At 48.1% G+C, this 25,740-nt stretch carries 27 protein-coding genes; all 27 read right to left on the bottom strand.

What is annotated here, in order from left to right:
• Nucleotides 1–11: 11 nt before the first annotated feature.
• On the bottom strand, nt 12–1,772 hold the full coding sequence (locus L5M11_RS06495) for a hypothetical protein (protein WP_263191681.1): 1,761 nt from the start codon (nt 1,770–1,772) through the stop codon (nt 12–14).
• Nucleotides 1,769–2,068, bottom strand: a complete 300-nt coding sequence (locus tag L5M11_RS06500; protein ID WP_263175990.1) for a hypothetical protein — start codon at nt 2,066–2,068, stop codon at nt 1,769–1,771. The genes L5M11_RS06495 and L5M11_RS06500 overlap by 4 nt, the downstream gene beginning before the upstream one ends.
• Nucleotides 2,061–3,014 (bottom strand): hypothetical protein, encoded by a 954-nt coding sequence (locus tag L5M11_RS06505; RefSeq protein ID WP_168826651.1) that lies wholly within the window; start codon nt 3,012–3,014, stop codon nt 2,061–2,063. The genes L5M11_RS06500 and L5M11_RS06505 overlap by 8 nt, the downstream gene beginning before the upstream one ends.
• Nucleotides 3,015–3,026: 12 nt before the next feature.
• On the bottom strand, nt 3,027–5,465 hold the full coding sequence (locus L5M11_RS06510) for a hypothetical protein (protein ID WP_263191682.1): 2,439 nt from the start codon (nt 5,463–5,465) through the stop codon (nt 3,027–3,029).
• A gap of 7 nt (nt 5,466–5,472) precedes the next feature.
• The gene (locus L5M11_RS06515) at nt 5,473–5,844 is read right to left on the bottom strand and encodes a hypothetical protein (RefSeq protein ID WP_263191683.1); all 372 of its coding nucleotides are present in this window, start codon (nt 5,842–5,844) and stop codon (nt 5,473–5,475) included.
• Between the two features lie 38 nt (nt 5,845–5,882).
• Complete coding sequence (locus L5M11_RS06520; RefSeq protein ID WP_263191684.1) at nt 5,883–9,803, bottom strand: tape measure protein; 3,921 nt, start codon at nt 9,801–9,803, stop codon at nt 5,883–5,885.
• 93 nt (nt 9,804–9,896) lie between these two features.
• The gene (locus L5M11_RS06525) at nt 9,897–10,619 is read right to left on the bottom strand and encodes a hypothetical protein (protein WP_263191685.1); all 723 of its coding nucleotides are present in this window, start codon (nt 10,617–10,619) and stop codon (nt 9,897–9,899) included.
• Nucleotides 10,616–11,041 (bottom strand): hypothetical protein, encoded by a 426-nt coding sequence (locus L5M11_RS06530; RefSeq protein WP_259544804.1) that lies wholly within the window; start codon nt 11,039–11,041, stop codon nt 10,616–10,618. Before L5M11_RS06530 ends, L5M11_RS06525 begins: the two co-directional genes overlap by 4 nt.
• A 33-nt stretch (nt 11,042–11,074) precedes the next feature.
• Nucleotides 11,075–11,632, bottom strand: a complete 558-nt coding sequence (locus L5M11_RS06535; RefSeq protein ID WP_263169055.1) for a hypothetical protein — start codon at nt 11,630–11,632, stop codon at nt 11,075–11,077.
• A 3-nt stretch (nt 11,633–11,635) separates the two neighbouring features.
• The gene (locus L5M11_RS06540; RefSeq protein ID WP_263191686.1) at nt 11,636–11,980 is read right to left on the bottom strand and encodes a hypothetical protein; all 345 of its coding nucleotides are present in this window, start codon (nt 11,978–11,980) and stop codon (nt 11,636–11,638) included.
• The gene (locus L5M11_RS06545) at nt 11,973–12,296 is read right to left on the bottom strand and encodes a DUF2190 family protein (protein ID WP_263191687.1); all 324 of its coding nucleotides are present in this window, start codon (nt 12,294–12,296) and stop codon (nt 11,973–11,975) included. The genes L5M11_RS06540 and L5M11_RS06545 overlap by 8 nt, the downstream gene beginning before the upstream one ends.
• Before the next feature lie 93 nt (nt 12,297–12,389).
• Entirely contained in the window at nt 12,390–14,489 is a 2,100-nt protein-coding gene (locus L5M11_RS06550) for a ClpP-like prohead protease/major capsid protein fusion protein (RefSeq protein WP_263191688.1), read from the bottom strand.
• Entirely contained in the window at nt 14,398–15,972 is a 1,575-nt protein-coding gene (locus L5M11_RS06555; RefSeq protein ID WP_263191689.1) for a phage portal protein, read from the bottom strand. The genes L5M11_RS06550 and L5M11_RS06555 overlap by 92 nt, the downstream gene beginning before the upstream one ends.
• Nucleotides 15,973–16,173: 201 nt before the next feature.
• The gene (locus L5M11_RS06560) at nt 16,174–16,380 is read right to left on the bottom strand and encodes a hypothetical protein (protein ID WP_263191690.1); all 207 of its coding nucleotides are present in this window, start codon (nt 16,378–16,380) and stop codon (nt 16,174–16,176) included.
• A gap of 29 nt (nt 16,381–16,409) precedes the next feature.
• The gene (locus L5M11_RS06565) at nt 16,410–18,407 is read right to left on the bottom strand and encodes a phage terminase large subunit family protein (RefSeq protein ID WP_263191691.1); all 1,998 of its coding nucleotides are present in this window, start codon (nt 18,405–18,407) and stop codon (nt 16,410–16,412) included.
• Nucleotides 18,382–18,915: a terminase small subunit gene (locus tag L5M11_RS06570; RefSeq protein WP_263191692.1), complete on the bottom strand. Its 534-nt coding sequence runs from the start codon at nt 18,913–18,915 to the stop codon at nt 18,382–18,384. Before L5M11_RS06570 ends, L5M11_RS06565 begins: the two co-directional genes overlap by 26 nt.
• A complete protein-coding gene (locus tag L5M11_RS06575) occupies nt 18,869–19,204 on the bottom strand; it encodes a phage holin family protein (RefSeq protein ID WP_259213791.1) in 336 nt (111 codons plus the stop codon). Before L5M11_RS06575 ends, L5M11_RS06570 begins: the two co-directional genes overlap by 47 nt.
• Nucleotides 19,185–19,433: a hypothetical protein gene (locus L5M11_RS23945; protein ID WP_227257030.1), complete on the bottom strand. Its 249-nt coding sequence runs from the start codon at nt 19,431–19,433 to the stop codon at nt 19,185–19,187. Before L5M11_RS23945 ends, L5M11_RS06575 begins: the two co-directional genes overlap by 20 nt.
• Nucleotides 19,315–19,818 (bottom strand): hypothetical protein, encoded by a 504-nt coding sequence (locus L5M11_RS06580; RefSeq protein ID WP_263191693.1) that lies wholly within the window; start codon nt 19,816–19,818, stop codon nt 19,315–19,317. Before L5M11_RS06580 ends, L5M11_RS23945 begins: the two co-directional genes overlap by 119 nt.
• Complete coding sequence (locus L5M11_RS06585; protein ID WP_263191694.1) at nt 19,799–20,332, bottom strand: lysozyme; 534 nt, start codon at nt 20,330–20,332, stop codon at nt 19,799–19,801. The genes L5M11_RS06580 and L5M11_RS06585 overlap by 20 nt, the downstream gene beginning before the upstream one ends.
• Before the next feature lie 443 nt (nt 20,333–20,775).
• Complete coding sequence (locus L5M11_RS06590; RefSeq protein WP_263191695.1) at nt 20,776–21,453, bottom strand: hypothetical protein; 678 nt, start codon at nt 21,451–21,453, stop codon at nt 20,776–20,778.
• 321 nt (nt 21,454–21,774) lie between these two features.
• The gene (orn, locus tag L5M11_RS06595; RefSeq protein WP_263191696.1) at nt 21,775–22,389 is read right to left on the bottom strand and encodes an oligoribonuclease; all 615 of its coding nucleotides are present in this window, start codon (nt 22,387–22,389) and stop codon (nt 21,775–21,777) included.
• An 8-nt stretch (nt 22,390–22,397) separates the two neighbouring features.
• Complete coding sequence (locus L5M11_RS06600) at nt 22,398–22,751, bottom strand: hypothetical protein (protein WP_012196674.1); 354 nt, start codon at nt 22,749–22,751, stop codon at nt 22,398–22,400.
• Nucleotides 22,738–22,956, bottom strand: coding sequence for a helix-turn-helix transcriptional regulator (locus tag L5M11_RS06605; protein WP_263191697.1), 219 nt, complete (start codon nt 22,954–22,956; stop codon nt 22,738–22,740). Before L5M11_RS06605 ends, L5M11_RS06600 begins: the two co-directional genes overlap by 14 nt.
• Before the next feature lie 55 nt (nt 22,957–23,011).
• Nucleotides 23,012–24,268, bottom strand: coding sequence for a tyrosine-type recombinase/integrase (locus L5M11_RS06610; RefSeq protein ID WP_263191698.1), 1,257 nt, complete (start codon nt 24,266–24,268; stop codon nt 23,012–23,014).
• A complete protein-coding gene (locus L5M11_RS06615) occupies nt 24,258–24,944 on the bottom strand; it encodes a replication protein P (protein ID WP_263191699.1) in 687 nt (228 codons plus the stop codon). Before L5M11_RS06615 ends, L5M11_RS06610 begins: the two co-directional genes overlap by 11 nt.
• A complete protein-coding gene (locus tag L5M11_RS06620; RefSeq protein WP_263191701.1) occupies nt 24,941–25,690 on the bottom strand; it encodes a helix-turn-helix domain-containing protein in 750 nt (249 codons plus the stop codon). The genes L5M11_RS06615 and L5M11_RS06620 overlap by 4 nt, the downstream gene beginning before the upstream one ends.
• Nucleotides 25,691–25,740: the final 50 nt, after the last annotated feature.

Below are 25,740 nucleotides of genomic sequence, written 5' to 3' on the forward strand. Positions count from 1 at the left end.
TGTTAGCAGGGTTACGCGATTGAGCGGATCACTGTAATGGATTGTTCGATATCGATATCACCGCGATCACTGACGCTGGCGCGGATGCTCCAACTGTCACACGTTCCTTTAAAGACTTCGGCACCTTCACGAATACCAATCAACATGCCAGGCGTTGCGGGTGGTAAATCAACCATGACGGGCAAGGATAGCGTGACGTTGAGCTTGTCGCCTGTATCTGCCAGCGCATTGGTGCCAGCGATGCGAGCCGCTTGGTTATCTACGATCAACTGAGCGCTAATGTCAGCAGCAGGAATATTGCCCGCGCTGCCGGTGCGTTTCACCTTAGCGCTAATCCCTTGTTGTTCACCCCGCAACCACACTACATCACACAACGGATTGCGGGAGACTGATTCGCTGTAATTGGTGATCACGGCATCATGCACTGTTAGGTCCGGTACCGCTGTTGCCATTTCCCACGGCACGGTTGGCCAGCGTGGAATGATAGTCAATTTACGGGTGGCATCATCCGCTAAGATCATGCAGCCCAATTGGCTGGCGGCTTCGTTAATTGCGTCGATCGGGGACTTGTTACCCACGCTGAACGCGCCTGCAGGGACGCTAAAATCTGATATTCCGCTTAGCTCTGCAGTCCAGCCTGTGTTTTGCAACAGATCACCGATAATTCCGCCAAGGCTACGCAAGACAGTGTTGGTGTAGCTGATTGGCAAACGATAAGGCGATGACAACTCAGCGGCGCGTGATCGGCCTGTGCTGCTGTGGGTTTCAACACCAAAGGCTTTGCTGGAGCTTGGCTGCTCGGCAATGGCATAAAACTCATAACCGTTGATGGTGATCAGCAATAGCTCATTGTGGGCGCGCTGCGCATCGATACGGCTTGAGAACTCAAGGCTAACCGACCTCGCCCACTGTCCACGGCTTTGGCTAATGCTACAACTTACGATCACAATCGGTAAACTGTCTGATACTCGCACGCATGTGATCGTTGGCTGCATTAAGTAGTACCTGCGGATTTGTGGTTCAATCGGAATTTTAAAATCGATATTCGGTAATGGTGGATTGGCATCAATGAGGCCGCCGCCATCGTCCCAGTAACAATAATTCGGTGATGCTGTGAACCGTAAAACAATCGGGATTGGTTGTGTAGATAATGGTTCATTGAATCGAAGTGTGAGCTTACCAACGGGTGGGCGGTACTTGGTAGAGCAAACCCATCGCGGTTCGTGGAAGCCCCATTTAATCGACTTTTCATCATCGACCACAGTGCCACGGTACTGAATCATCAACGCGCTTTCTTGGTACTGACCATCTATCCATGCGACTGCAGTGTGTAACTGGTGCGCGGCAATATCCAGCCAGTTTATTAAGGATTGTATTTGATGCTCATCAGGCACAACCCAGTTAACGCTTAATGTAATTTGGTGATCAATTGGCAGCGACCAATTAACGCTAGTGTTTGTTTGGGTATCTAGATTGAATAACCAATTGATTGATAAAACTGAATCGTTTGCAATGTTAGATAACCATACTGCATCAAATGTAATCTCGTCGGCGTTGTAATTATCCCACTGCGATTCAATTTTAGATTCAATATCACTTGAGAACTCAGCCAATATTAACGCTTGTTCGACTGCATCGAGCGTAAACCAACTGAATCCACACTCGATACCAAATGAATTATCAACAACAATGGGTGTGTCAATAAACCTGATTGTTATTGGGCTAACTGCATTCGAAAAAGGTGTGTCAAACCTTACCACGATTGCTGTCATTGGCTCATATCCACAGTGTTAGCATCAGCCTGTTCTAGCATAACACCATCGACACATTTGGCACCGTACACCATATCTTTATCGACAATCGTCACAATTAACCTATTTACTAGAGTAAACCCTATTGGTAATATTTTTTTAACTATGCCCGTTGGTGAACGTTGACAGACCAGCAATGATTCACAATTTGTACGATCTGTGACAAACATTAGTTCAGCATCGGCATCGAGATCGACAACCAATAAACCAACGTAGTGGATACCTCTAGCAAACACTGCATTATTGATTTTACTCATACCAAGAAACCGCATTTATGCACATTTGATTATTGTTCACACACCGCATTTTCAAGTGTGAAACACCGTTTAACAACTCAAAATTAGGCCAACTCAGGGATGAATCTGCGTTAGCGTTTGCCATTAGCATTCCCGGCATAACACCCCTTACACTAGGCATTTTCAAACTGCAATGTTGTATTGTACCTGCGGAATCAAGTGATATTGGATTGTTACTTTCTATAATTACTTGGCTTAAAAATTTAGTGGTGGGGGATGTTAATGCACTAACGGTGTTAATGACGTCATAAGGCATACGCCAGCGATATAGTTGTGAACCAGCGCTACCATCTGTGTTATAAAAAAGTGCACAAGTTGAAACTGCACTGCCAAACATGTACGTCATACTGTAGTTATAACCAGTCGCAGTAACGTCCCCAGATGCATAAGGAGACATTATTAATTTAAACGCATCTACATCATTTGTTATCAGTGTGTCTATGTCACCAACAAAAAACATCGGCTCTACATTGGTGCCAAGTAAATACGTAGATATGTTATTTCTACCAAAAACCACATAAAAACCACGGCTAGTACCTATGACAATCCACTTTGTGTTAACAGTATCTAGTTTTGTAGATGCAAAATATATAGATTTTACAAATGTGTCGATATCAGTCATAGCTTGTGCAGACTGCATTCGCATTACACCGTTCGCCGTATCAGCACCAGTAACAGACCGAATTGAAAAATAACCACCACTACCTTGTGCCGTGGAATTTCTAAACGCTATTTTGAAGGACGCCGCATCTTCGAAAGCAACACTCCACCCTAGGGGTGATTTTGTACCATAACCATCTACTAAACATTTTTTTAGAACATTAATCATTTCAGATGGTTTACCGCTGGAAGATATGACAGGTGCACCCGCATCATCCCAACGATAAACAGTTACTGGTAATCCCATTGCATACCCCTATTAAGATTCATTGCCACGGAACGCGAGCACGGCGCGGTCGGTGGTGATTTGACTGTGACCGCTTTGCACTGTGCGTAATAACATGACGGGTTTACTCGCGGCGTAACTCATAAAACGAATGGCCTCGCCCGCTTGCCAGCCACCACCAAATGCACCAGAACGAATAATAAAGTACGGCTGCAGGGTTAGCGGGTTTACTGGGGCAAAGTCATTAAGAGTATCGCCCGTGGCAATTTGACCAAGGCGACGACCAACGCAACGGAATGCAGTTGCTGAGGTGAAGATCAACACCCAGTCCTCATTTACTGCAGTGTCGTTACGGACCTCAATGGGGAAATCAACGGTATTCATGTTGCCAGTTGCTGTGGCCCCATCGAGGTCCCAATTGTTAGCCCATGCACTCATATCCCGTACCGTGCCGATACGGGCCTGTAAGTCACCCAAATTTTGCACACTCGATACATTGGCACCGATTGGATAAGTTTGGCTTAATGGCGATGCCAGTATTAGCGCCTGTGCTTGTACGTCTGTCACTAGCGCAATTTCGCCAATGGTATCGGTGAGAATGAATGGCGCAGTAAAGCCCGTAAAATCGCTATTGATAGTGACTACACCTGTTGCTTTAACCCATGTGTAATGGGTATTAGTCAGCGTCCAAAGTGATTTACCCTCAGCATCGGTAATATCGACAAAGCGCGCATTAGCGCGAGCGTTGTAGGTTTGGGCTGGCGCTGGGCTGCTCACTACTTGTAATTCAGTATGCTGCACAGATACGGTGTTCCACGCAGTAAACGCATTCACCACACCGCCGTTCTTAATCCGTAATGGATTAAGGCCGTATAGTTCGGGTGGCGGTGATAGTGTGACAGTCTCACTAATGTCATAACGCAGCGTGGTTAAGTCCACGGCTTGCGCAAAGGTTAACTGCACATTTGAATCCGTGATATTCCCACTAATACCTAAGCCGGTGATCACACCTGCGTTGTCACTTGAGCCCGATAAAAGGGTGTCACCTGCAGCGTTGCTAATGGTGACATAAAAGGTGTCATAAATTGGGCTGTCGGTGGCTAACGCAAAGCTGACGGTATTGGCTGAGGAAGTCGATTCCTCAATCAAACAGTCATAATGCACAGTGAAGTCACCACGAGCATCAAGGAACTTAGTGACTGCGCCAGCATGGTAGTCAAGCTGTGCCAAACGCACACCACCACTGACAAAGTTGCCGCTAGACGTTTCTGTCATGCTGACACTGCCATGGGCAGTATTTAAGAATGTCAGCACCATTTTAGTGGTACCGAGTGATATCTTTTTAAAATCAGGGAATGTGTTGGCACTGCTATATAATCCATATTTTGCAGCGGAGACGTATTCAATTGTCAGCGTATCGACACCTGGTAAGCTAGAAGTGGTATTGGCTGTGATAGTTGTGCCTGTGACGCTTAAATTCCAATAGGAAAAATTTGAGGCCGTCATGCGCGGCTTAAAACCCAGAACCTCATTAACAAAGTCATTATCTAAAATATCTGGCACATCAAAAATGAAAGTGTACTGACCATAAATATAAGGCTGAGAAACGTTATTTTTGATAACGGTACTGGGCACATCGCTACTGCCGCCCTCGACAATACTTTTACCTGTCAGTGGATTAACCGTTTTTACTTTTGGTAGCAATTCCGTTTGAGTTGATTCAACAGCTAAAGTATTCGTTGCTGAGGCGGCAGTGAGTTTGGTTACACCATGATATTTAATCCCGTCATTATCACTGGTGTAGCGTAACTTAGTGCAGCCCGACTCACCGTTGATTGTTATATCGTAGTTAGGTGTGATAAACGGAATGGCAGGTTTAAACTTCACTATGCCTGTGGGACCACCAGTAACCGTTTCTTGAATTTGGCAGAAATGCTCAAACCGTGGGTAAAGTGCACTTTCGGCGCCAGGATACTCAACAGAAATAACAACGGTTTGTCCCTGCAGTAATGTAACGTTCGACCAATACTCAGTGCCATTAAATAGATAACTAGATTGCAGATACGACTTAGGAAAAGAGTCTTGCCCTTCCAAAAAGCCAATTAAGCGATTGCGGATCAACTGGCCAGCACGAACGGATGATTCCAGAATCTCCACCATATCTGTCATGCGGTCAGCATCATCAAGCGTAGCGGCCTCGGCGATCAATAAACTGACTAGATTATCGGTTGGCTTTTGGCTCATGAACACATGACCATCGAGCAAAATTGATGTGTCAGGGGTATCGAGTGCAGGGTAACACTTCACAATATCAACCGCTGATTGCGCGTGATCTATGTCAGAAATAGCGCGAAACAGTTCGTTAAGCTTGCCAGACTCCACCGCCAGCTTGGTACGTTGTCCACCCGCATCATCGCTTGAGCCCAATTGCTCGGGTTTGAATACTTTTAAATCAGCGCGAGAGATTGCCATAGATAGCCTATAAGGTCAGAAACTTAAGAACCACGTTAGTGAGCTTTTCAAACCCGCCAACTTCGTCAAATAAATCCTCACCCGTTATTGGTGAGCCTGCAGTGTTATCCCAAAGCACGTTGTAACTGGTGCCTTCATAGGCCAACGTGAAGGCTGTTAACGTGATAGCGGCATGGGCTTTTAGTTGTTCAAACTCAGTGCGCAGCATCCATCCCGATTTGGTGCCTAACTCCATGGCAATACCGGCTGGGATAATGGTTTGCTGCACCAATGGCGCACCGTTTAAGGCGCGCTTCATGTTGGCCGCAACGCGGGGCGTGTTGTCGCGGTTTAGCCACAGCAAATCCACCGCGATATCGTTCTCATCGATGGTTGTCATAAGGACCTTTGATTAAATGGGGCGAATAACAGGATTGGCTAACCGCCAACAGATTGCAGACGTTTGATCTCGTTCATCAGTTCGGTAACGAGGCTGCGCTTCATTTGAGTGTTAAAGGTGCTATTGCCAACCTGCAGTTGCAGCACTTGCATATCTGAAGTGTTAGCCACAGATTGCGTGCTGGTTTGAGTGTTGACTTGCGTGTTAACGGTAGCGGTTGCTTGAGTTTGAGCCGCAGTCTTAGCCGTTGCAGCACTAGCGTCGGCTTGCTTCTTCGCCTCGGCAGCGCTTTGCTTATCGGCTTCTTGCTGGGTTTTAATTTCAGCGGTGCGGAACTCATAGACTTGCTTTAGCGTTCGTTCTGCCTCGCGCAAATCGGCAATAAGCTGCTGGTCACCTGTACGTTCAGCAGCAACAAGTTGCTGCTTTAGGTCGGCAACTTGTTCCTGATAGCGGCGTTTTTCAATTTCATCTTGGCGGCCAAGGTAGCCATCAAGCTCATCCTGTAGCGACTTAAGCGTAGACTCGGCACTATCGCGCAGAGAGTCCATGCGCTGTTTGGCGCTGTCCAGTGCGGAAGTGAGCAAAGACATATCTTGATCATTCACCAGATCAAGCGCTTTAGTTGCCCGTGTTGCGCTGTTGATGATACTGAGATTTGCTTTATCAGTATTATCGAGTGCATCCACTAGATTAAGCAGTTCAAGCTTTTGGCGGTAATAAGCGCGTTCGGCAACTTTGCCGGCTTTCTCTGTTTCAAGTGCCCAGGTGCGAAGCCCGACAAAATCAACCGTTTTAGCTAACGTGTTATCAAGCTCATAGATAACACCCGTTAAACGTTCTATTTCGTTTTCGACTTGGCCAAGATCACCAAACTCCTTTTTCACGTTCTGCACACCATAAACAATGGTGTTGAAGTAACGCGCAGCGCCATCACTTAAGGCTTTAACGTTGTCATAAACGGCGGTACCAATATCGGCAAAGTATTGAGCAATAGACTGTAAGCCCACTCCTGCTTGCTCTGCTGACTTAACAACGGTATCCATAGTATTAGATATGGTGGTACCGATTTCTGTAGAACCTTTTTGTACATTATCAGCCGTTTGCTGAGTGTTATCACCTAAGCCAGATTGTGCATCTTTTAAACGAGAATATTGCGCAATCAGTTTATCGATATCGCCAGCAAGCCCCATAGTCGCAGCTTGCTGCCTTAGGCTAGCCTCAACCTGCCCATCACTGGCTTGACCTACTTTCAATGAGGCTTGTTCAGCCTTAAGCGCGGTTTCAGCATATTTTAAAAACGCTTGGTTTAGCTCATTGGTTGACGCAGTGCCATCCTTAGCGCCTTGTTTAACTTGATCAAATGTCTTTTTAGCCTCGGCAGCTTGGTCACGCAAAACTTTAATTGTGGTGATGCCAGCCTTTGCCATTGCCAATTCGTAATCGTTGGCAGCTGTAGAGGTTTTTTTAATTTCAGTAGATAACTGAGTTTGTGCCTTTGCCAACTCAGCGGCCGCTTTCTTGGCGTTGTCTTGGGCTGTTTTATAGTCCTCAACCGATGCTTCACCCGCAATAAAGGCATCACGCACTTTAGTGAGTTGATCTTGCGCTAGCTGATTTTGCTCGTTGCGAAGATTAACTGTCGCCGTTGAGAGGGCAGCATTTGAGGCCGCAAGTTGATTTTGTTTATCAAGCTGCGATAACTGCACATCACCGAGGCGCAATGTGGCGTTTTCAAGTTGGATCTGCGCGGCCTCAAGTTCAGCAAGGGTTGCTGTACCTGAGTTTTTTAATGCGGTGTAATGCTCTTTAGCCGCCTGTTCGCGAGCCTTCCATGCATCCACTTCTTTAGTTGCGGCTTCATTGGCTTTTTCGGCCGCTGCCACCGCTTGTTGACTCGCTTCTATCTGTTGCTCAAGCTGGCTTTTAACCGCCGCTTTTACCTTCTCGGCATTATTAACTTGGGTCTGAGTAGTGCTATCCGAGTCTAAACGGATATCCACACCCATTTGTTTAAGTGCAGCGGTTGCATCACGGGAATCTTGCTCGACTTGATCAAGATAAGCCTTAGAGACAGCCTTAAGCGCGTTCGCTTGGGTTTGAAATGTTTGCGCTAACTCATCACCACCAAACGTGCTAATGACCGTCGCCCAGCCTTGCAGAATGAGAGCGAACACACCACTTATTGCAGCACCAAATGTAGCCACCACAGAGGTGAAAACATTGAACACTAACCTTATGGAACCCACAACGACATTAAGCCCAGTGGTAAAGGCTGTGATGTTTTCCATCGTCGCCTTGAGGCTTTCGCCACCATCGCGCAAGATGGTTTTAAAAAAGTCGCTGATATCTTGTGCTGCGGCCTTAATCTTTCCGCTTTGATTTAACTGATCAAAACTCGTGTTAATGTCTTTGAGTAAATCAATCGCCACTTGATAGGCGCCAGAATCAGCAATGATCTGCTTGAATGACTCCCACTTATTCGAGAGAAGATTTAACTGACCACTTAACCGATCAAGACTTAATGCCGCTTGACCATTGGCTTGCTTGCCCATTTCGTCAAACAGTTGTTGCATCACATCACGGCCAAGCTTGCCCGCTTCACTCAGCTTGCCCAGTTGGACGGTATTTTTACCTGTAACTTTTTCCAGCAAATCCCACACAGGAACGCCGCGCTCTACCAGCTGCAGGATTTCTTCACCTTGCAGCTTTTGCTTTGCCCACGCTTGGCCTGTGGCGAGGATGATACCTTCTAGCTTTTCTTGGCTACCGCCTAGCTTAGCGTTGTAATCAACCATCGATTGCAAGGCCCCATTCATGGGGTCGATACCGAAGGTTTTTAACGATGCGAAAGCTTGCTTAGCACTATCGAGCTGGGTACCTGTGCGGTTAGCAAAATCCTTGATCCACGAAGTTGCTTGCTCGCCACCCGCAATACTGCCCATCATGGAAGTCATTTGCGCACTAAAAGACGCCGCTTTATCGCCTGCGGTAAGGATTGACTTTAGGCTTTCCCATAGGCGATCTACGCCAACATAGGCACCAGCCATGGCAAGCAATGAACCAGTGGCGGCTTTAATGCTACCGCCAAAATCACTCGATGATTTTTTGCTTTCATCGAGCAATTTATTGTGGCGCTCAAGCCGAGTGTTTACGCCCTTTAGCGCGATTTCAGCGGCGGCTTGCTGGGTCTTTAAGTCTTTGCTGGCATCAGCCAGCTTGTTCATATCAATACCGGCTTTATTCAGCACGGTTTGCTGTTTGTCTAACTCAGCCTTATTGCGGCCAAGGCTAGAGCCGAGTTGATTTAACTCAGTGCGCGCGCTTTTAACCTTAAGTGCATACTCGGCCTTTTTCTGGCCAGCCTGATCAACTTCGCCACTTAATTGCTTAAGCTCAATGCGTTCTTGCTCAAGCTCGGTCGCCAGTTGGTTAGCACTGGTAGCGGTATTTTTTTGCGCCGTTTCGAGTTGTTGTAAATCAGCATTCGCAGCAGCAAGGGCTTGCGCTTGATCTTTACTGGCCTGAGCGCCTTTATCTTGCGTCGCGGTTAAGCGCTCAACCTCAGCACGGGCAGCAGCAAGCTGTTCATCATATTTGCTTAGCTCAGCAACGGTTTGGCTGTATTCAGTTTCAAGCTTACTGGTTGAGGTTGCCGCCTCTTTTTGTGCCTGCTCGAGCTGCTTTAAATTCTGCGCGGCTTGCTTTTGCTCTTTGCTGAATTGTTCGAGCGCGCGCGAGCCATCGATAAAACCCTTTTCGCCTTTAGTGATGGCGGCGGTGAGATCATCAATCGCCTTAATCGCAGCCTGTTGCTGCTTTAAATCATCTAGGCGTTCGTTTAAGACTTCACTTTGGTTTGCTAACTCTTGCAATGCCTTTTCTGATTTAGCCGCCTCACTTGAGAACAAGTCGCGGCCTTGGATGATCAGGTTGATTACTTGATCTTTAAAACTCATGGCATCACCGATTGATAGGAATTAACAAACCAAAATAAAAAGCCCACAACACATGGATCACATGCTGTGGGCTATAGGGGAAAATCTTTCGACTTATGCAGCGCTACGAACGAAGAACTTAGACTTACCCGTGGCAACGATTGACGTATCGGCTAATACTCCGCCTTCAATATCGAAGGATCCGAAGTCTTCGCCGATGAGGTCCATGCCTGCGGTAGGGCTTGGGCTCCACTTGAAGAACTTAAGCACCCAAGGTTTACCTGTGGCATCGTTTACGCCATCAATCACCACAGGCACCACTGCACCGGATTCGGTTAATGCTTGCATCGCGTTACCGGCTTTTTTGGTGTAAGTCACTTTAAGCACTTCACCATCAGTGATATCACCGCTCGATAGCGCACGGATACCGCCTGCACTCACAACGTAGTCAGTATCTTTGACATACGTTGTTGCGGCAGTTGTATTAGTTACAACGGGGTCAACAGTGGTATCAATCATAAAGGCGGTATCGGCTAAGCCGTCCAACACTGCGTTGATGGTTTCAGGTGTAGAAAGCGCACCAGCAGTAAGCACTTCCACCTTGCCACGCAGAGCCATAGCCATGTTGGCGTTGCTAAAATCGTTCATGGTGAAAGATAGTTTTACCGATTTTACCTTGGTAATTTCAGCAGCATTACCGCCACCGCCACGATAGTTTGGTTGGGATTTTGTATCTTGTTCAATGGCAATTTTAACGCCTGAGGCGTTGCCAACATCGCGGCCAGCAACATACACGATGCCTGAGCCGATGTAACTTTCGGTTACTGTTTCACTCATAGTGAGTCTCCAAATTTAACGGTATTAACAAGGGATAGGGTGATAACCGCTAGGCCATGTTTTTCATGGGCTTCGGGCATGATGTACTTGCAGGGCTCAGACTCTTTAAAGCTGATCACCAATGGCAACCAACTTGGTTTCTCGCTATTACGTTCATCTTTATAGAACGCACTGCGAATGGCGCGAACCAAGTTAATGAGATCGGCTGTCGGATTGGTTGACTTGGTTAGATTGATACCCGCTACCACTTGCAGCACTAGATCATCTTTGTATTTATCGATGCCATTTTTGCTATCAAATCCATCGGTATACGGCTGCAAAAAGATAAACTTCTTTTCAGATGCGACCGATTGCACATAAAAACCTTCACGTACAGTGGCGCCGTCAACCAGCGCTAGGCGGTCTAAAATTGCTTGGATCATGGGACTGTCCTTTCGGTATTTATCCTTTAGGCATTAACGATTAGCGTACTGGCCATATTTATTTCGCAGATGAGCAATAATCGGCGGCTCAATATCGTCGCGGATCTTGCTAAAACTGCCTGCCACTGAAGGGCCGTACATCGCTTTTTGTCCTTTAAGCTTGCGCCAACTGTTATCGCCTTTCTGACGTTGGAACATGATTTGATTGCCATTGCGGCCAATCAGGGTAAAGGTGCCTTTAAACCATGTAGGTTGATTGCGCAGCGCACTGATCATGTGACCGTCAGGACGAGAGCCGCCGTTCTTTCCGGTGCGGGTTAACGCTCTGGCAAAACGGGTTAAAGTGCTGGCACGATAACGAGCGGTGATAAAACCTTTTAAACTGCGTGGGTCAAAACTGACAGACAAATGCTGTTCAATGTAACTGCGGGAACGGAAACCATAACGAGCAAATATGGCATCTACAGCCGCCTTTTCACCAAACTTTACGGCGTCCTCAATTGCCCGATTAATCGCTGGCGCTTGTGCATCACGAATGCGGTTAAGTTCCTTTGTTACCGCCTCCATGCCTTCAATCTTTATGCGTGCCATTGGCTAGGCCTCAAGCGGAATATAGATAAAGGTTACGCTGACTGAATCCATGCTTACCCGTTGGGTGAGGCGTCCTTGCTGGGCGCTAATGCCCTCACCTATCGTAAACTCATCACCAGAATTTACCGCCCCTTCGGATTGTAAAAACTCGGCACGACTGATTAGCTCGGGAATATATTCATTAGACGAGGCCGCAATTTCTGCACCGTTATCGTCTAAATTCACCAGGCGAGTAAATGGCGCAGAGCCATCGCTTGGGGTAAAAAGGCACGGATCAGCCAAACGCTGAAACAGCCGCACCATTTTACCCCGCACGCGTTCGGCAAAGTGTTTGCCAACGTTAGGCATTGATCTTCACCCATACGGTGGTTGATGGATTGCCTGCACCCAGCCACGCTTTACCGACTCGCGTATTATCAGTCGCGGTGGCAGTGATCACCTTAGCGGTATCATCCCAATACACATCATCGCCTTGGCCGATATCTGCTGTATTAGCTTTGGGTAATTCAAAAACGCCTTCGGCAACAAACTCGCCAGGTGTGTTAGCAGGGATATTGCTTAAAGCAACGGCCAGCAAAGCGCCGATTAGTAATGCCGCGCCGCTAGTCACAACAACTGTTGGGGTGAACGTGATGGTCTTGCCATCTTGCACATAATTTTTCATGAGAGTGTTCCTATCTTTAAATCAAGACTTAGAAAAATGGCTATCGATTGATAGCCATTTTTAACAGTGGAGATACCAGTTAACTTGCGACAATTACACGCCTGTTGATTTCACCAATCCACGGTAATCAAGTGGAGCCACACCCGCATCGATACGCACTTTGGTGGCTACGCCGTCAACGGTAAAGCCTTGTTGCTGCTCGATGTACGGGGTATCAATACCATCGAGGTAAGCCACTTCGATAGTGTCATTACCTTGTCCAGCAGCTAAGTAGTAAGCCTTATCGCTAACTAATTTCAGACGAGATTCTGAAATCACTTCCGCAAAATCTTGCATTGGATTAGCAATACCTGCGTTGATATCAGCACCTTTTACTGAGCTAGATTTAATGATCTGAGTCAGCGTACGTTTAAGATTAGGTGGACATAAAACAAACTCAGGCATGATGTTTAGTGCCCTTGGCGTTTTACCGCCCGTGGTTTGGCTTTCCATCAACTCAGCCAATACAGCTAAGCTTTCCGCACTGGGTACGCCTGAACCTAAGTTTTTATGCTCTGCATGGAACAGGTTTTTCCCGTCAGCCATCAGCGGGTTGCCTGTTAAGATAGCAAACACTAAATCGCCAATAGTTGCTTTAGCTGCAGCGCCCATTTTTTCAGGGATGGTAGTCAACACCGTCATATCATCATTAATGATACATTGGCGGGTGATAGAGAAAATTTCACCGTAGGTCGCTAGTGCAATATCTGCACCTGTATCACCAAGGGTAATGTATTTATATTCAGCACCTTCACGGACTTTTCGTAAGCTGCCAAACTCTTCCAAACCAACACGTTTAGAGACTTTAAAGTCACTAAGCTGGCCTTTACGGGTAAAGCGCTCAAAACTTTCTTGCGCGGCAGTCCAACCTTTTAACACTGACTTATTAGCCACATCTAACAAGATATTGCCAAAATCACTTGAGCTATGAGTAAACGCTAATGCGACCATTTGCATTTGATTAAGCCCAGCCATGCCGATACCGCGATCACCCAGTGAAGCTCGAGCTAACTCTTTCAAGTTATAGCTGGTATAGCCGTTTGACGCTTCGGCTTTCTCATAACCAGCGCGTGCCATTAAGTGAGCGCGAATCGAGTCACCAACGATATTACCGTTACCCGAGTGGATAATAGTACGGTTTGGCATGGTCGCCGCTGGTGTGGTGTTTTCGCCCAACTTTGCCAAAATGCGGTCTTTGGCAATTTCAGCATTGATGTTGGCATCCGCTAAACACTCATTCTTCAGATCAGCCAATTGCGGGAACGCAGCGAACGCAGCATTAATGCCGGTCATACGCTGAGTATTAAACGCAATCGCAGCCGCTTGAATGGTTGCTGCATCAGGTTGAGCAGCAACGTGGGTGGTTGTGGTAACTGCAGCGGCTGGCGCTGTAGTCGTTTGAGTTGTGGTGGCTGCAGTTTGAGTCGCACCGACATTTCCCTGTTGATTTAACAGGATTTGCATAGCTTTAGGCATATTATTAAAGTCCTTCAATCGTTTAAAATCAATTGATGCAGCCATTTGCATCGGTTCAATTACTTCGTCAGCCAACCCAAGGCCAACCGCTTCTTGGGCGGTCAACCAAGTGTCTTCTTTAAAAAACTGTGCAAGCTGTTCGTCACTAAGCTTTCCCGCTGCCTTGTCTTGATAAGCCTTACCCATACTTGAGCGCCACTTATCGAGCAAATCGGCGTACTCGCGTAAATCTTCTGCAGTGCCCACTGCGCCGCCCCAATTGCTGTGGATCATCAAAAAGGCATTTGATGGCATGATCACAGTGTCAAACGCCATGCAGATCACGCTGGCCATTGAAGCTGCAACCGACTCAATACAAATCGACTTTTGGCAAGGCCAGCGGGCGAGGATGTTATAGATAGCCATCCCATCCATAACATCACCACCACCCGATTGGATGTAAGCTTTTAGATGGGTGATTTTGCCCATTGCACGTAAATCGGTAGCGATCTGTTTAGCTGAGAAATCCCAACCAACATCGCCATACATAATCAATTCAGCTACACCGCCAGCGGCAGCTTTCATGCTATAAAAGCCGCGCTTTTCATTACTCTCTGTCTGACTGTTGCCTTGTGGCGCGATCACTGCTGCGCTTGTCAGCATTACGGCGAGCGTTGCTGCCATTCTGGATTTTTTCACTGGTTTGTTCTCCAAGTGTCGGGTCTGGGTCATTGGCCGTGACCATTTGGTTTTCGCGGTTGTATTCCACCTCGCGTTTACGCTGGCGTTTCACTTCCGCAGGATTACGGCCACGGGCTCGCGCCCACTCGGCCTCGGTAGCAGCGTTGCCGGCTATCATCATTTCCCAGCCTTCGGCCTCTTTGCGTGGGTCAATCCATGGCATGGTGGGGCCGTAGTACACGGCATCAAACAAGGTGCGGATGTCGAGATCAGGCGGCAACACTAATGGGTCCTGCTTGTTGAGCATTTCCATTTTTAAGAAGTTGCGGAACACTGGGCGCGACCAGCCAGCACAAAACCATTGCTGCATAATGCGGTTCGATTCGTCTTGCTCAACTAGCTCTTGGCGCTGGCTTGAATAACTGCCTTTGTAGTCGCGGGCAATGCTCGAGTAACTGCCACGGCTCCCCGCTGCCACGGCTTTCATTTGACCGTTGCGAAACTCAACTAAGTGCACATTAGGCCGATTGGATTCAATCATCCCGACATCTTCACCGGGCTTTAAATCGTCGAAGGTCATGCCAGGTGCAATAGGAATTTCACGACTTGACGATTCACCGCTTTGGTCGGCTTGAAACATAGTCGCATCGCCGCGCTTGATGTAAAACGCCAGCGCAGCGGCAATCCTTGCGGCTACTCGCTCGGATTCTTCATAGTCTTTAATGTCTCCAAGGCGGGTTAAAATGCCGTGGAATAGCGACACGCCGCGCAGCTGGTGCAAACGTTTGAACAAGCCCAAGTGCATCATGCTCGATGCAGGTACCGCTTTAGTTTTGTAGCGAAAGCCAACTTGATCCGCTGGGTGATCAAGCAATACGTGATAGTTAACTACTTGGCCCCAGCCGTTCACCTCAAGCCCTTGCCGAACCCGCTTTGCTGGTTCGTTTAACTCGTAGGGGATAAAGTCGGCTTCTAAGGCTTCAATACTGTATTGAGTGCCTTGCTCGTTTGGGTGGCCGAACTTAGGCACTTTACCCATCACATGCTGGCCGAACACATCACCATCACGCAGGGCGCTACGTAACACTAAGCGCTCAAGCTCAGGGCGGCTAAAGCGGCCAGTAACGTCACACTTAAGCGACCATGCACCGAAACGGCGTTGAATATCGTTAGCTAAGTCATCAAGGATTTCACCGCTAATACTGCGCGGCTGCGGTTCGACCACAATCCCTTGGGCACCGATCACCCGTTCTTCCATGCGGTCGAGAATGCCAATACTGAGATCATGATTTTCATCTAACCAGCGCGCTTGCTCACGCAGGCTTTTACCCGCAGCAAATACCGCTTGGTTTGCCCCGCGACTTTCCTTTTTAGCGCGATGCGTGCGGCTTGGGCTGGCGGCTTCATACCCTTTCAGGTTGCGGTAGCTCATCGCGGCCGCTTCACGCTGTAATGCTAAACGCGGGGCAAATATCGCCAGCGCATCATTGATAATGCTCATTTAAGCCCCTAGTGAATTAATTGAAGAACAACTTTTGAATAATCGACCACTGATAAAGTTGAAGCGGAATAGCAATTCCACCACAGAAGAAAAAAGCGCCCATCCTTAAAGCCTCATACCAACTTTCGCTATAATCGATAATCCTACATGGCGGAGGAACTGGCGGCGGTGGTGGATTCCGTTTATCAATGACTTTTTTCATTAGTTAAAACTCGCTAACTTAACGCCGCCCTGTGGACGGCTAAAGGCATTTAAACGGCGCTCCCACTCAAGCCGACCTTTGCGGATTTCGCCTAGGTCCTCTGTGGTCATCGTCTTGCCGTTGATCGTGGTTTGCTTGCCTGCCAACACATCAAGCTCAGCCTGAAAGTACGCATCGATCATCTGTTGGCATTGGGTTTTGGTCATGCTGTTATCCTTGGCTTTATTGGCATTAACTACAGCCAACCGCCAGAACTGCCACCACCGCCACCGTTTAGGTAAGCAGCATTCGCATTGGCCTGTTTTGCGGCTTTGGGTTTAGGTTCTTTGGGTTGGTCGCTTGATATGGCGATCGGGGTAACTTTTGAAAGCTTGTCGAGGTTGATGCCGAATTTCTCTATCGCGATATACAGCGCAGCTAGGGCGTAAACGAAACAATCTAGTGCCTCGTTGCGGCGCTTGCCTGCAGACCATTTATAGATAACGCGCCCTTTGTCGCGCACCTGAACCTTGCGTTCACTGGTGAGCTGCTGCAGCTCAACGTCATCACATACCGCTTCGTTTAGCGGGAAGTGAATCGCACCAGGTTTGCGCACATCAACATCAGGGGCAATTCGCAACATCGACATCAACAACTCTTTGGCGTTGTCGGTACCGACCTCCGTTAAGTAAACGCCTTTGGCGGTTCGCTTACGGGGGAAATTGGCGATCGGCTTGCCGTAAACGTTGGCGCCTTTAAGCGGGATCACCCGCATTAGCCCAAGCTTTTTACTCATGGCATAAACGTCATCGGTGTAGTGACCACCTGAGTCCCAACCCGCGACGCCGATATTCAGCACAACGCCATCGGCACGTGCATAACTTTTGGCGATACGCTCGGCCACTTTGTCTTTTAATACTTGGCTTGCTGGGTCGCCGTGTAAAATAAAGCGGTCAATTAATGCCGCCTCTTTACCTGCGCCCCAGCCCCAAATGCGGCCTTCGTAACGGTCGTCTTGGGTGTCGATACCTGCGGTTAAATACACTACCCAATTAGGCACTTTGCCACTCGGGTACATTTCGCGGCGCTTCGCTAATTCTTCCCACTCTAAGCGCTCGCCGTTGTCGTTATCCCATGGCTGGCCTAGCTTAGTGTTGACGAAAGTCTGCAGCTTTTCTTTATCGCCTTTGGCTTTAAAGAACTCAGTAACCAGTTTCGCCCAGCTGTTGAGCGAGTTATAGGCCGACCAGATATGAATCGAGATATTGGGCGGCGTGGTGATGTCGTTTCCGTCGGCATCATAAAAGTCTAAAAAGTCTTTAGTGTGGATGCCGGTGTTTTCGCATATCCAAACTGCGCTTGGGTGCAGCTCCATATCGTCGAGCTGATTGTTTTCGATGCAGCAACCACAGTGCTCACACAGATAATAGGCTGTGCTTGGGTCGTGCTCACCCTTGGCATTTTTATGCCACTTAATCCCAAAGGGTTCTTCGGGGCCGCCCCACTTTAAATCCTGCAGTTCGTCGCAGTGTGGGCAAGGCAAGTTGAACCTAAAATAGTGCGGTGATTCGCTGCAGGCTTTTTCAATCTGGCAGGTACCGAGCACTTTAGGCGTTGAACCGCGGATCGACTTAGGGAACATCGACAGTTCGATACGAGTATCACCAAGCGATGTGGCGTTACCTTCGTGCTCGATGGATTCATCAAAACCCGCTAGCTCATCGTAGATCACGTCATCAGTGGAGATTTCGCGATAGTTAGCTGCAGCGGTACCACCGCGCACCATCAACGTTTTACCGTTGGTGAAAATCTTATCTTCTAGCGTGCTGTCTTTATGCTTACGGCCCATCCAAGGTGCAAGCAATCGCCAAACAGGGATATCGCGAATCGCCGTTTCAACGTGCTTTTTCATGAAGGTTTTGGCTTGACCATCACGAGGTTGATAGATCAACACGTTGCGCTTTTTGTGCTCAATCTTGTAAGCAGCGTTAGCCATCAGCATTTTGGTGTAACCGACACGCGCTGACTTCATTAAGTTAAGCGTGCTGATTTGGTCGTTACCCATGGCATTAAGAATGCCAATTTGAAACGGTAAACTTTCCCACTTGCCCTCGGTGTAAGAGGACTCTGACGACATGTAAAAGTGCTCGTCGGCGTATTGTGAGCAGGTGAGCATGGGTGGGCGATAGAACGAACGCAGCCCAGCAGAAACGGCGGCTTTCAGATTTTTAATCTGCGCTGCCGATATACTCATCTAATAAACCCTCAATGCCCTCCGCAAGATCGGCGGCGGTGTTTTGGCTTTTAATCACCTCCGCTTTGATAGCGTCGATTGTGCGTTCTGGAATGTCGGGAAATTTGCGTTTTACCCGTATATGTATTTGATCAAGCACTGGGGCAATTTGCGCGGCAATGCGATTTAGCACAAAGGTGGCAAAGAGCACTTCGACCACTTCTTTACGGTCTTTTTCGTTTTTAAGCTCTTGGCCGTCGGCTTGCGCTCGGGTTAAGCGCCAGCGTTCGAAGTCGATATTTGGCGCATCTGGATCATCTTCATCGGGCTTAGTGATGGTTTTTTTGCGCTCGTTGGCAACTCTGTTACCCACCACATCGGCCATCTTGTATAAACACACGCGACCGTGCTTGCTGTGCACTGGCACGTCCCACTTGTCAAACGCTTGAGTGCTGATCTCAAGGCTTTTGCATAGGTCGGTTTTACTCAGTAGAACAGGCTCGGGTGGTGATGGTTGAATGCGGGCCATTAGGATGCTCCACTTGTTTTAGCAGGGCGGCTTTCAGTTGCATGTCGGCGGCGTGAAGTTCTTGTTTGCGCTTTTCGTCTTTTAGTTCTTGGCGACACTCGCGGCGACGACGGGATTCTTGATAAGCCATGTTCCCCAAATACGTGAGGAAGGCGAGTAATACGCCAACGAGGATCGCCACATCATTCATAGTAAAAGCACCTCCCAATGTGCTCATTAGTGACGATATATACGCGCTGAACGTGAGCCCTTTTTGGGTGGCAACATCATTAATGTATGGATTGTTCATGCTGTTTTTCCGTTCGCCATGTTTCGATGTTATGCAAATCGGTATCGCATTTGGTGATCACGGCTAAGAGTTGAATGATGCAATCGGGCAGATCGGCATTAGCATCTGAACTACATTCGGCTGGCAGGCACTGGCTCATTAATGATTGCGGCGGTAGTACATATTGGGTCTGCTTGGTGACTACGGTGCGCGCAATAGGCGGCGTGCTTGAGCAGCCGCTTAACATCATCAGGCACAGCAGTATTAGCCCAACTTCGGGTTTGTTCATTGGCTGAGGTCCTTAGTTTTTTAATGGCTTCTCGCTGATCAGCAAGCTGGCGATCAATCTCGGCCTTGGCTTTATCGGCTTTTTCATTGAGCGCTAAGGCAAAGGCGTAATCCTTAGCGAGCCTGTCACGTTCTTTAGCCTGCGCTTGCAGCTCATCGGTAACGACAATGAGATCATCTTGCAGCATTCGCTGGTTAACGGCGGCCGTTTCAATCTGCGAGTTTTTTAACGCGAGATCAGCTTTAACGGCGGTAAGGCTAAGGCCAAGTAGCGTTATCACTATGATGAGCGCTGCGATTAAATACAGGTGCAGCGAGCCAGTGGCATTAATGATTTTGTTCCACATATAAATCCTTTAAGCAGATTTTACGTTCTTCTTTGCGGCGTTCGACTAAGCCAGGCAACTTGATGTCAGCGGCATAGACAAAACCATTACAGCCGTGTTTACCGCATGCATCGGTGAGCTGGTGACAAGCGGGCACCCGTTCACCGCGCAGTAACAGCTTGCGCAAGGTGGAGGTTTGAAAGTTACCCGCACCAAAGTTGTAAATCAGACTTAGGTAAGCGGCGTGCTCGCCTTCGGTAAGTTGCACCGGATACGTTAGCCGCCGCAACTGGCGATCAGCTTTGCCTAAATCCTTGGCGTACATTTCAATGCATTGCTGCTCGCTAAAAAACTGGTTGAGCTCAAGCTCAGGACCAGTGTGCCCAAAGCAAGCGGTGAGAATATCCACCGGATCCAGATAGGTGTGCAAAATGGGCTCGCCGTTCGGCGCTTCAGCGGGGGCAATCAAATTAGCCCCCGCCAGTGCGACAGCAGAAGAAAGCCCCAGTGCCATGAGCTTTTGCTTTAATGACATAGGTCAGTCTCCTTTAAAATGAGGTTAGCCTTAGCGCGGCCAACGGTTAGGTCAACGGTGAGGTAGCCGCCTCTAACAGCTGATGTTTTTAGTGTCTTTCAACGTCCGAGGAGGTATTGATAAAACCTCGGCAACACATACCCACCACGACCACCATTGCAGCGGCCGCTTTTGTTCAGCGGGGGTTAGCTAACGAACAGCTATTTGGATGTTTGCGAACAAGAAATGGCGACAAATAAAAAGGGCCCCTAAAAGGAGCCCTTGGCAGAGAAATAACGTGCGACTGAATAAATGTAACCTTAGCAAGCGTATACAAATGTACTCGATTTTAAGGGCCTTGAAAGCGGCAAATGTGCCGCATAAAGCGACAAAAGTGCCGTTTCGGAATTTGTAAATATGTGATACGTGAAAACTTAATCACAGAGGATTTATTGTTTTACTTATCACTTAAGTGATTTACGCTCAATTTCGACCAATCTAAAAGCTGCGCTCATATTGCCAATTGAAGTTATTGACTTGAATGCAAATATCCAGAAAATGAACGAACCCAAAATACTCAATGATGCCCACATGATTCCAATCAAACCATACGACTCAAAGAGCTTAGGCACAGTAAACCAGCTTCCGTCATCATAAACATAAACGAAAGGAGCTATGGCATATGTCCCTATAATGCCAAAAATCACATAACACGAGAGAAGCAATAAATCTCTTGCATACACCTTCCGCTTCCAAATGGGTATTGACCAATAACATCCATTAAGAGTTATCGAATTCAGATTATTAGATAGTTTTAAATAAGCCTTTCCCTTCACAAAAAGTTCGAATGCACGGCTCGGATTTGAATACCTTAGCAAAACGTTGATCTCGTCGTAAGTGAGCTTACATCGATACATCAAGCTAAAAACATGCTCAGTGAGGAATCTTTGCTTCAGACTTGGTTTATGAAGATTGGCACTCAAAGTAGACTGAACGATTTCGAGATTTTTATGGTTAAACTTGTTCTTCTCAAAATGAAAGTCAAAAATCAATTTAATAATACCGATAAGTGCGCCAAGAATTGCGATCATCAAAGTTATACTTGGCCAAGTTGTGGCATCTGGTATCGCAGCATTTGGCATTCAAAACCTCCGTATGTTTGTTCTACGCACTTATAGGATCAAAAGTTGGTATATTAGATCCCTGTCGATCTACTAATAACAGCACATGCATTACAAACAATTTTAAGAAAAATATCAATTGGTTAGTAGGGATTTCTAAGCGGGTGTTGGAAGGGTGTTTTAGGGGGCTCATAAAACAACAACCAACCACCCCAAAATTCTCATATGTAGTGAAGCATTGCGCGTCACCGCCCCCGCAGTGAATCGAGCCGGAAGGACCCGTGATGATAATAGGTCGCATCTAGCTCTGATGATAGCCATTCTCATTTGAAAAGACCGCGCCTAACCTATTGACAAAGATGATATTTCACAACCAAACAACTCGTCGCGATAGTACTTGAGTTCCGCTATCGACTCCCGAATATCAGCTAAGGCTTCATGCTGATACTGCTTAGCCTTAATCGCATTACGCTCAACCTCAGGCGCCCAAGCTCTAGCTGCGAGCCCTAGTGCTGATATGTCTAGCTGCCTGTAATGCATGTACTCATGAAGCTCAGGCATTTGGCACATGATAAACGAACGATCAAGCATGATTGAGTTACCAGCAAACACCACACCAGTCTTAGCTTTACGGTCATGCTTAGGTATTCCCAGTGCTTTCAGGTGTTCGATAACCATCTGCTCAGCCTGTGCTAACGATACTGATGAGGCACGAACAGCATCTAACAACCCACTCTTGGTATGCACATCTATCGCCCACTCATGTGACCTTGCAATGTGTTCATCGTCTTGATGCACAACAATGTGCAGCGCTTCACCCACTTGGTTTAACTCACTATCAGTCACGATAAAAGCCAGCTCAAAGATAGGGTAATACTCCATACCCAGCATCCCATTGTCTAAGCGGCCGTTAAGTCCACCCGTTTCTAAATCACCAAACAAAAAGAATTGCTCCATCACCCACCTCACTTTGCTAATTGAATCTCTGCTCTTCTCAACCAATACACATACGACTTCTTACTGTCGAACCCCATCAATGCCCACTGGCCTTTGCACACGTAACAGGTGCGAATCGCCCGAATACAGTTTGGCGATAACCGCTCAATCATCCTATCGAACTGGACCACCTGCTTAGGAACGCTCAACTCCCTAACCAACGCACATCCATAAACTTGCACCTCACCTAACTTATCGCAAGCACTGCGATTAGTGAAACCTTTACCGAGTTCTTGGAACGCCCAATAACGCCCCCAGGCATTGAGCCCTGCACGAAGGGCTTTCATGTTAATAACCTGCTCTTGCGCATCACATACTCGCATTAGCCACCTCCGTGATCTGCTCAATCGATAAATGAAAAACATCATCCAAGATGGCAAGAAAATGGTTAGAAGGAACATTGCTTTTGCCGCTCTCCCATCGCTGATAAGTACGGCGATCAACTCCGTAAATCTCAGCCACTTCATGCTGACTAAAGCCCCTGATACCGCGCCCAGTTTTTAGAATGATTGCTGACCGATTGCTCATAAAACCACCTTATTTAGTGCCATTGCATACTCTTGTAAGGCTGATGCAACGATCATCACAGCCACCCACTCACACCAAGGGTTTGAGCACTCCCAACATTCGCAGACGATCTAGGGATTATCTCGGGCGCAACCTCACTAAAACCGAGCGAAATTAAATGCGCGTGATACGCATCAAGCGCACTCAACATACCCTTATCCAACGTCGAATGAACATAGGTACGCAAAAGCACAGGCAAGGCATGATTAAGCAACCGCTCACCCACCATAGTATCCACGCCCATGTCTTGAATAATCGTCCGGCAAAGCTTACGCAAATCATGCGAAGTAAACTCTTTAAACCGAATCGTCTCACTCCAATAATGCGCAGTGCGCTGGCTAATAGCGCCAACATCACCCGCAAACAAAAACGCCCGCTTACCCACATTTTTAAGCTGCCACTGCAAATAATGCTGGATCAACGCCTTAGCCGTAGGCGTTAACGGTAGCCGGTGCTCTTGGCGGTTCTTCGCGTTCGCCGCAGGAATAAACCAAAACTCACCCGCAAAATGCTCCCATCGTGCCAAACGGGTTTCACCAATGCGCGTGCCGAACATCAGCATCAACATAAACAACATCGCCACCGGCATAAATGCATCCCGCAACGCCACAAACAACGGCCCTAAGTCCGACTCCATCAACCGCGTATCAGGCTTAGGTGATAAGGTTAAACTCATCGTCACTCGATACCCCATCAGAGGATTAAGCAATAACAACCTAAAATCCGCCGCCAAACTCAACGCCCGCTTAAGCACATTCACACTCAAACGAATATAATGCGGCGCATAACCCTCATTCAGCATCAGCTTCACCAACGCACTATCCACCACCAAAAACGACAACTCAGCCAAAGCCACATCACCCAACTTAGGCAACAACTGCTTACGCATAATCGACCTACAGTTATCGCGCCAGCTCGGGCTTAACGTCGTATTACCATCCAAATAATCCCCATACCACAACAGCAAATCAGTCACAGTCGCAAACTCACCGCGCAACACATCCGCGCCCGCACTGCGCTTAGCCAGCATCACAGGTAAATCCGCTAAAAACGTCTTAATGCACATGCTCGGCCACACGCCTTGCTTCTTCCAAACCGTCTTATCGCCCTCATTAATCACCAAATGCACACTCGCCTTCGTCCTATCCGCCGTCGCCCGTAAACGCAGCTCAGGAAACTGCGGGTCCCTAAAATCCCGCGTCAAACCGCCACGTAACCAACGGCGCAGCGCAGCATCGTTCAACTTACCCACCTCAACCCCGCTAGCAGCCATCGTTTGCCCCCTTAAGCCCTAGGTTTGCCCGTAAATTGGCAATAATCGATTTCGCCTTGGCCGCCTCAGTGGGCCGCGTCACCGTTTCAGGTAATGCCTTTGGCAACTCAACATCGGTCAACTCGCCACGGCTAAAGCGCCTGCATAACACTTTGTAATTGCGCTCAAAGGTCATTAACACGTCCTTTTCAAGCCCAGTCGCAAACATCCAACTGCCCGTCTCGCGCACCGCTAAGCGCACCACATCGTGGCTCCACGTATGCTTATCAGGGTGATGGTAATGGCGGGTTGCCTCCTTGAATGCCGCCTCTAACTTAGGCAGCCCCAAATCACAGGCCGTGGGTTGGCACCACAAAGCAAACTGGCGTGGTGTCGGCCAAAACTGCCTATCGCCCTGCTCGCGTCTAGCGCGATTCAACCCCGCTTGCACTTGCTCGCGGCTGGTAATCCCCTGCGCCGCCAAGGTTTTAAGCCACTCACCTTTGTGGGTCGCTTCGTCCTCAGGCCGCGGCGCACTCACCGGAAACAACACCCGCAACTTGCTAAACACGCTGTCCACAATCGCCATATCCATCGCCGTGGGCTCAGGTTGTGCCACCCGCGCGCCCTGCCCAACCAGCGGCTGGCGTATCAAGGTCTGCAGTGATTTCATGCTCGTATTTTGCTTGGCAGTCATATCAAGGGATCCTCAGGGTCATACACCGCATGGCGCCAATCCACTTGCCCAACCGCCGTTGCTATCGGTCTTGGCAACGGTGTTAGCCAATGGCGTTCGCGGATAAACTTGGTAATGCCGAGCACAAACTGGCCGTTAGCGCTAAAGCCCCAACTGGCATCCAGCGCCGCAGCATCCTTCAACCAAGTCACCGCCAGCACACAATCGGCATCGGTCAACTTTTCACCCTTCCACGCTTTCCACGCAGCCGAATCCGATCCGCCTTTGCGATGGGCGGGATACGCTTTAAAAAACGCATTGAAAACCGACTTCGCACTCGTTGCTGGACAACTATCTTTTAAAGATTCCTTGATAGGTTCAAAAGAGTGATAGATTCCGGTGCTATCTGGTGGCACAGGGGGTGTGCTATCTGGTGGCATACCTATGCTATCTGGTGGCACCCCTTCGGTGCTATCTGCTAGCACAGGGGGTGCTACCTCGTAGCAGATTGAAATCGTGTAAATATTGGTTAAATTTCCCTTAGGTCCCTTACGATTTTTAATCGACACAAAACCCATATCAACCAAGGCCGCAATATGCTTTCTCACAGTGCTATGACCAATCTCGCACTGGTCAGCAATATGCTGATGGCTCGGCCAACATTCACCATTATCGTTCGCGTTGTCGGCCAGCTTAATCAACACTAGCTTACGCAGTGGATTGCCCACCTTGGCCTTCATCGCTTTTACCATCAATTCCATGCTCATAAGCCACCGCCTAACTGCGCGACAGCCAGCACAAAATTGACGAAATCATC

Source organism: Shewanella sp. SM87, from assembly GCF_025653705.1.
Lineage (GTDB): Bacteria > Pseudomonadota > Gammaproteobacteria > Enterobacterales > Shewanellaceae > Shewanella > Shewanella oncorhynchi.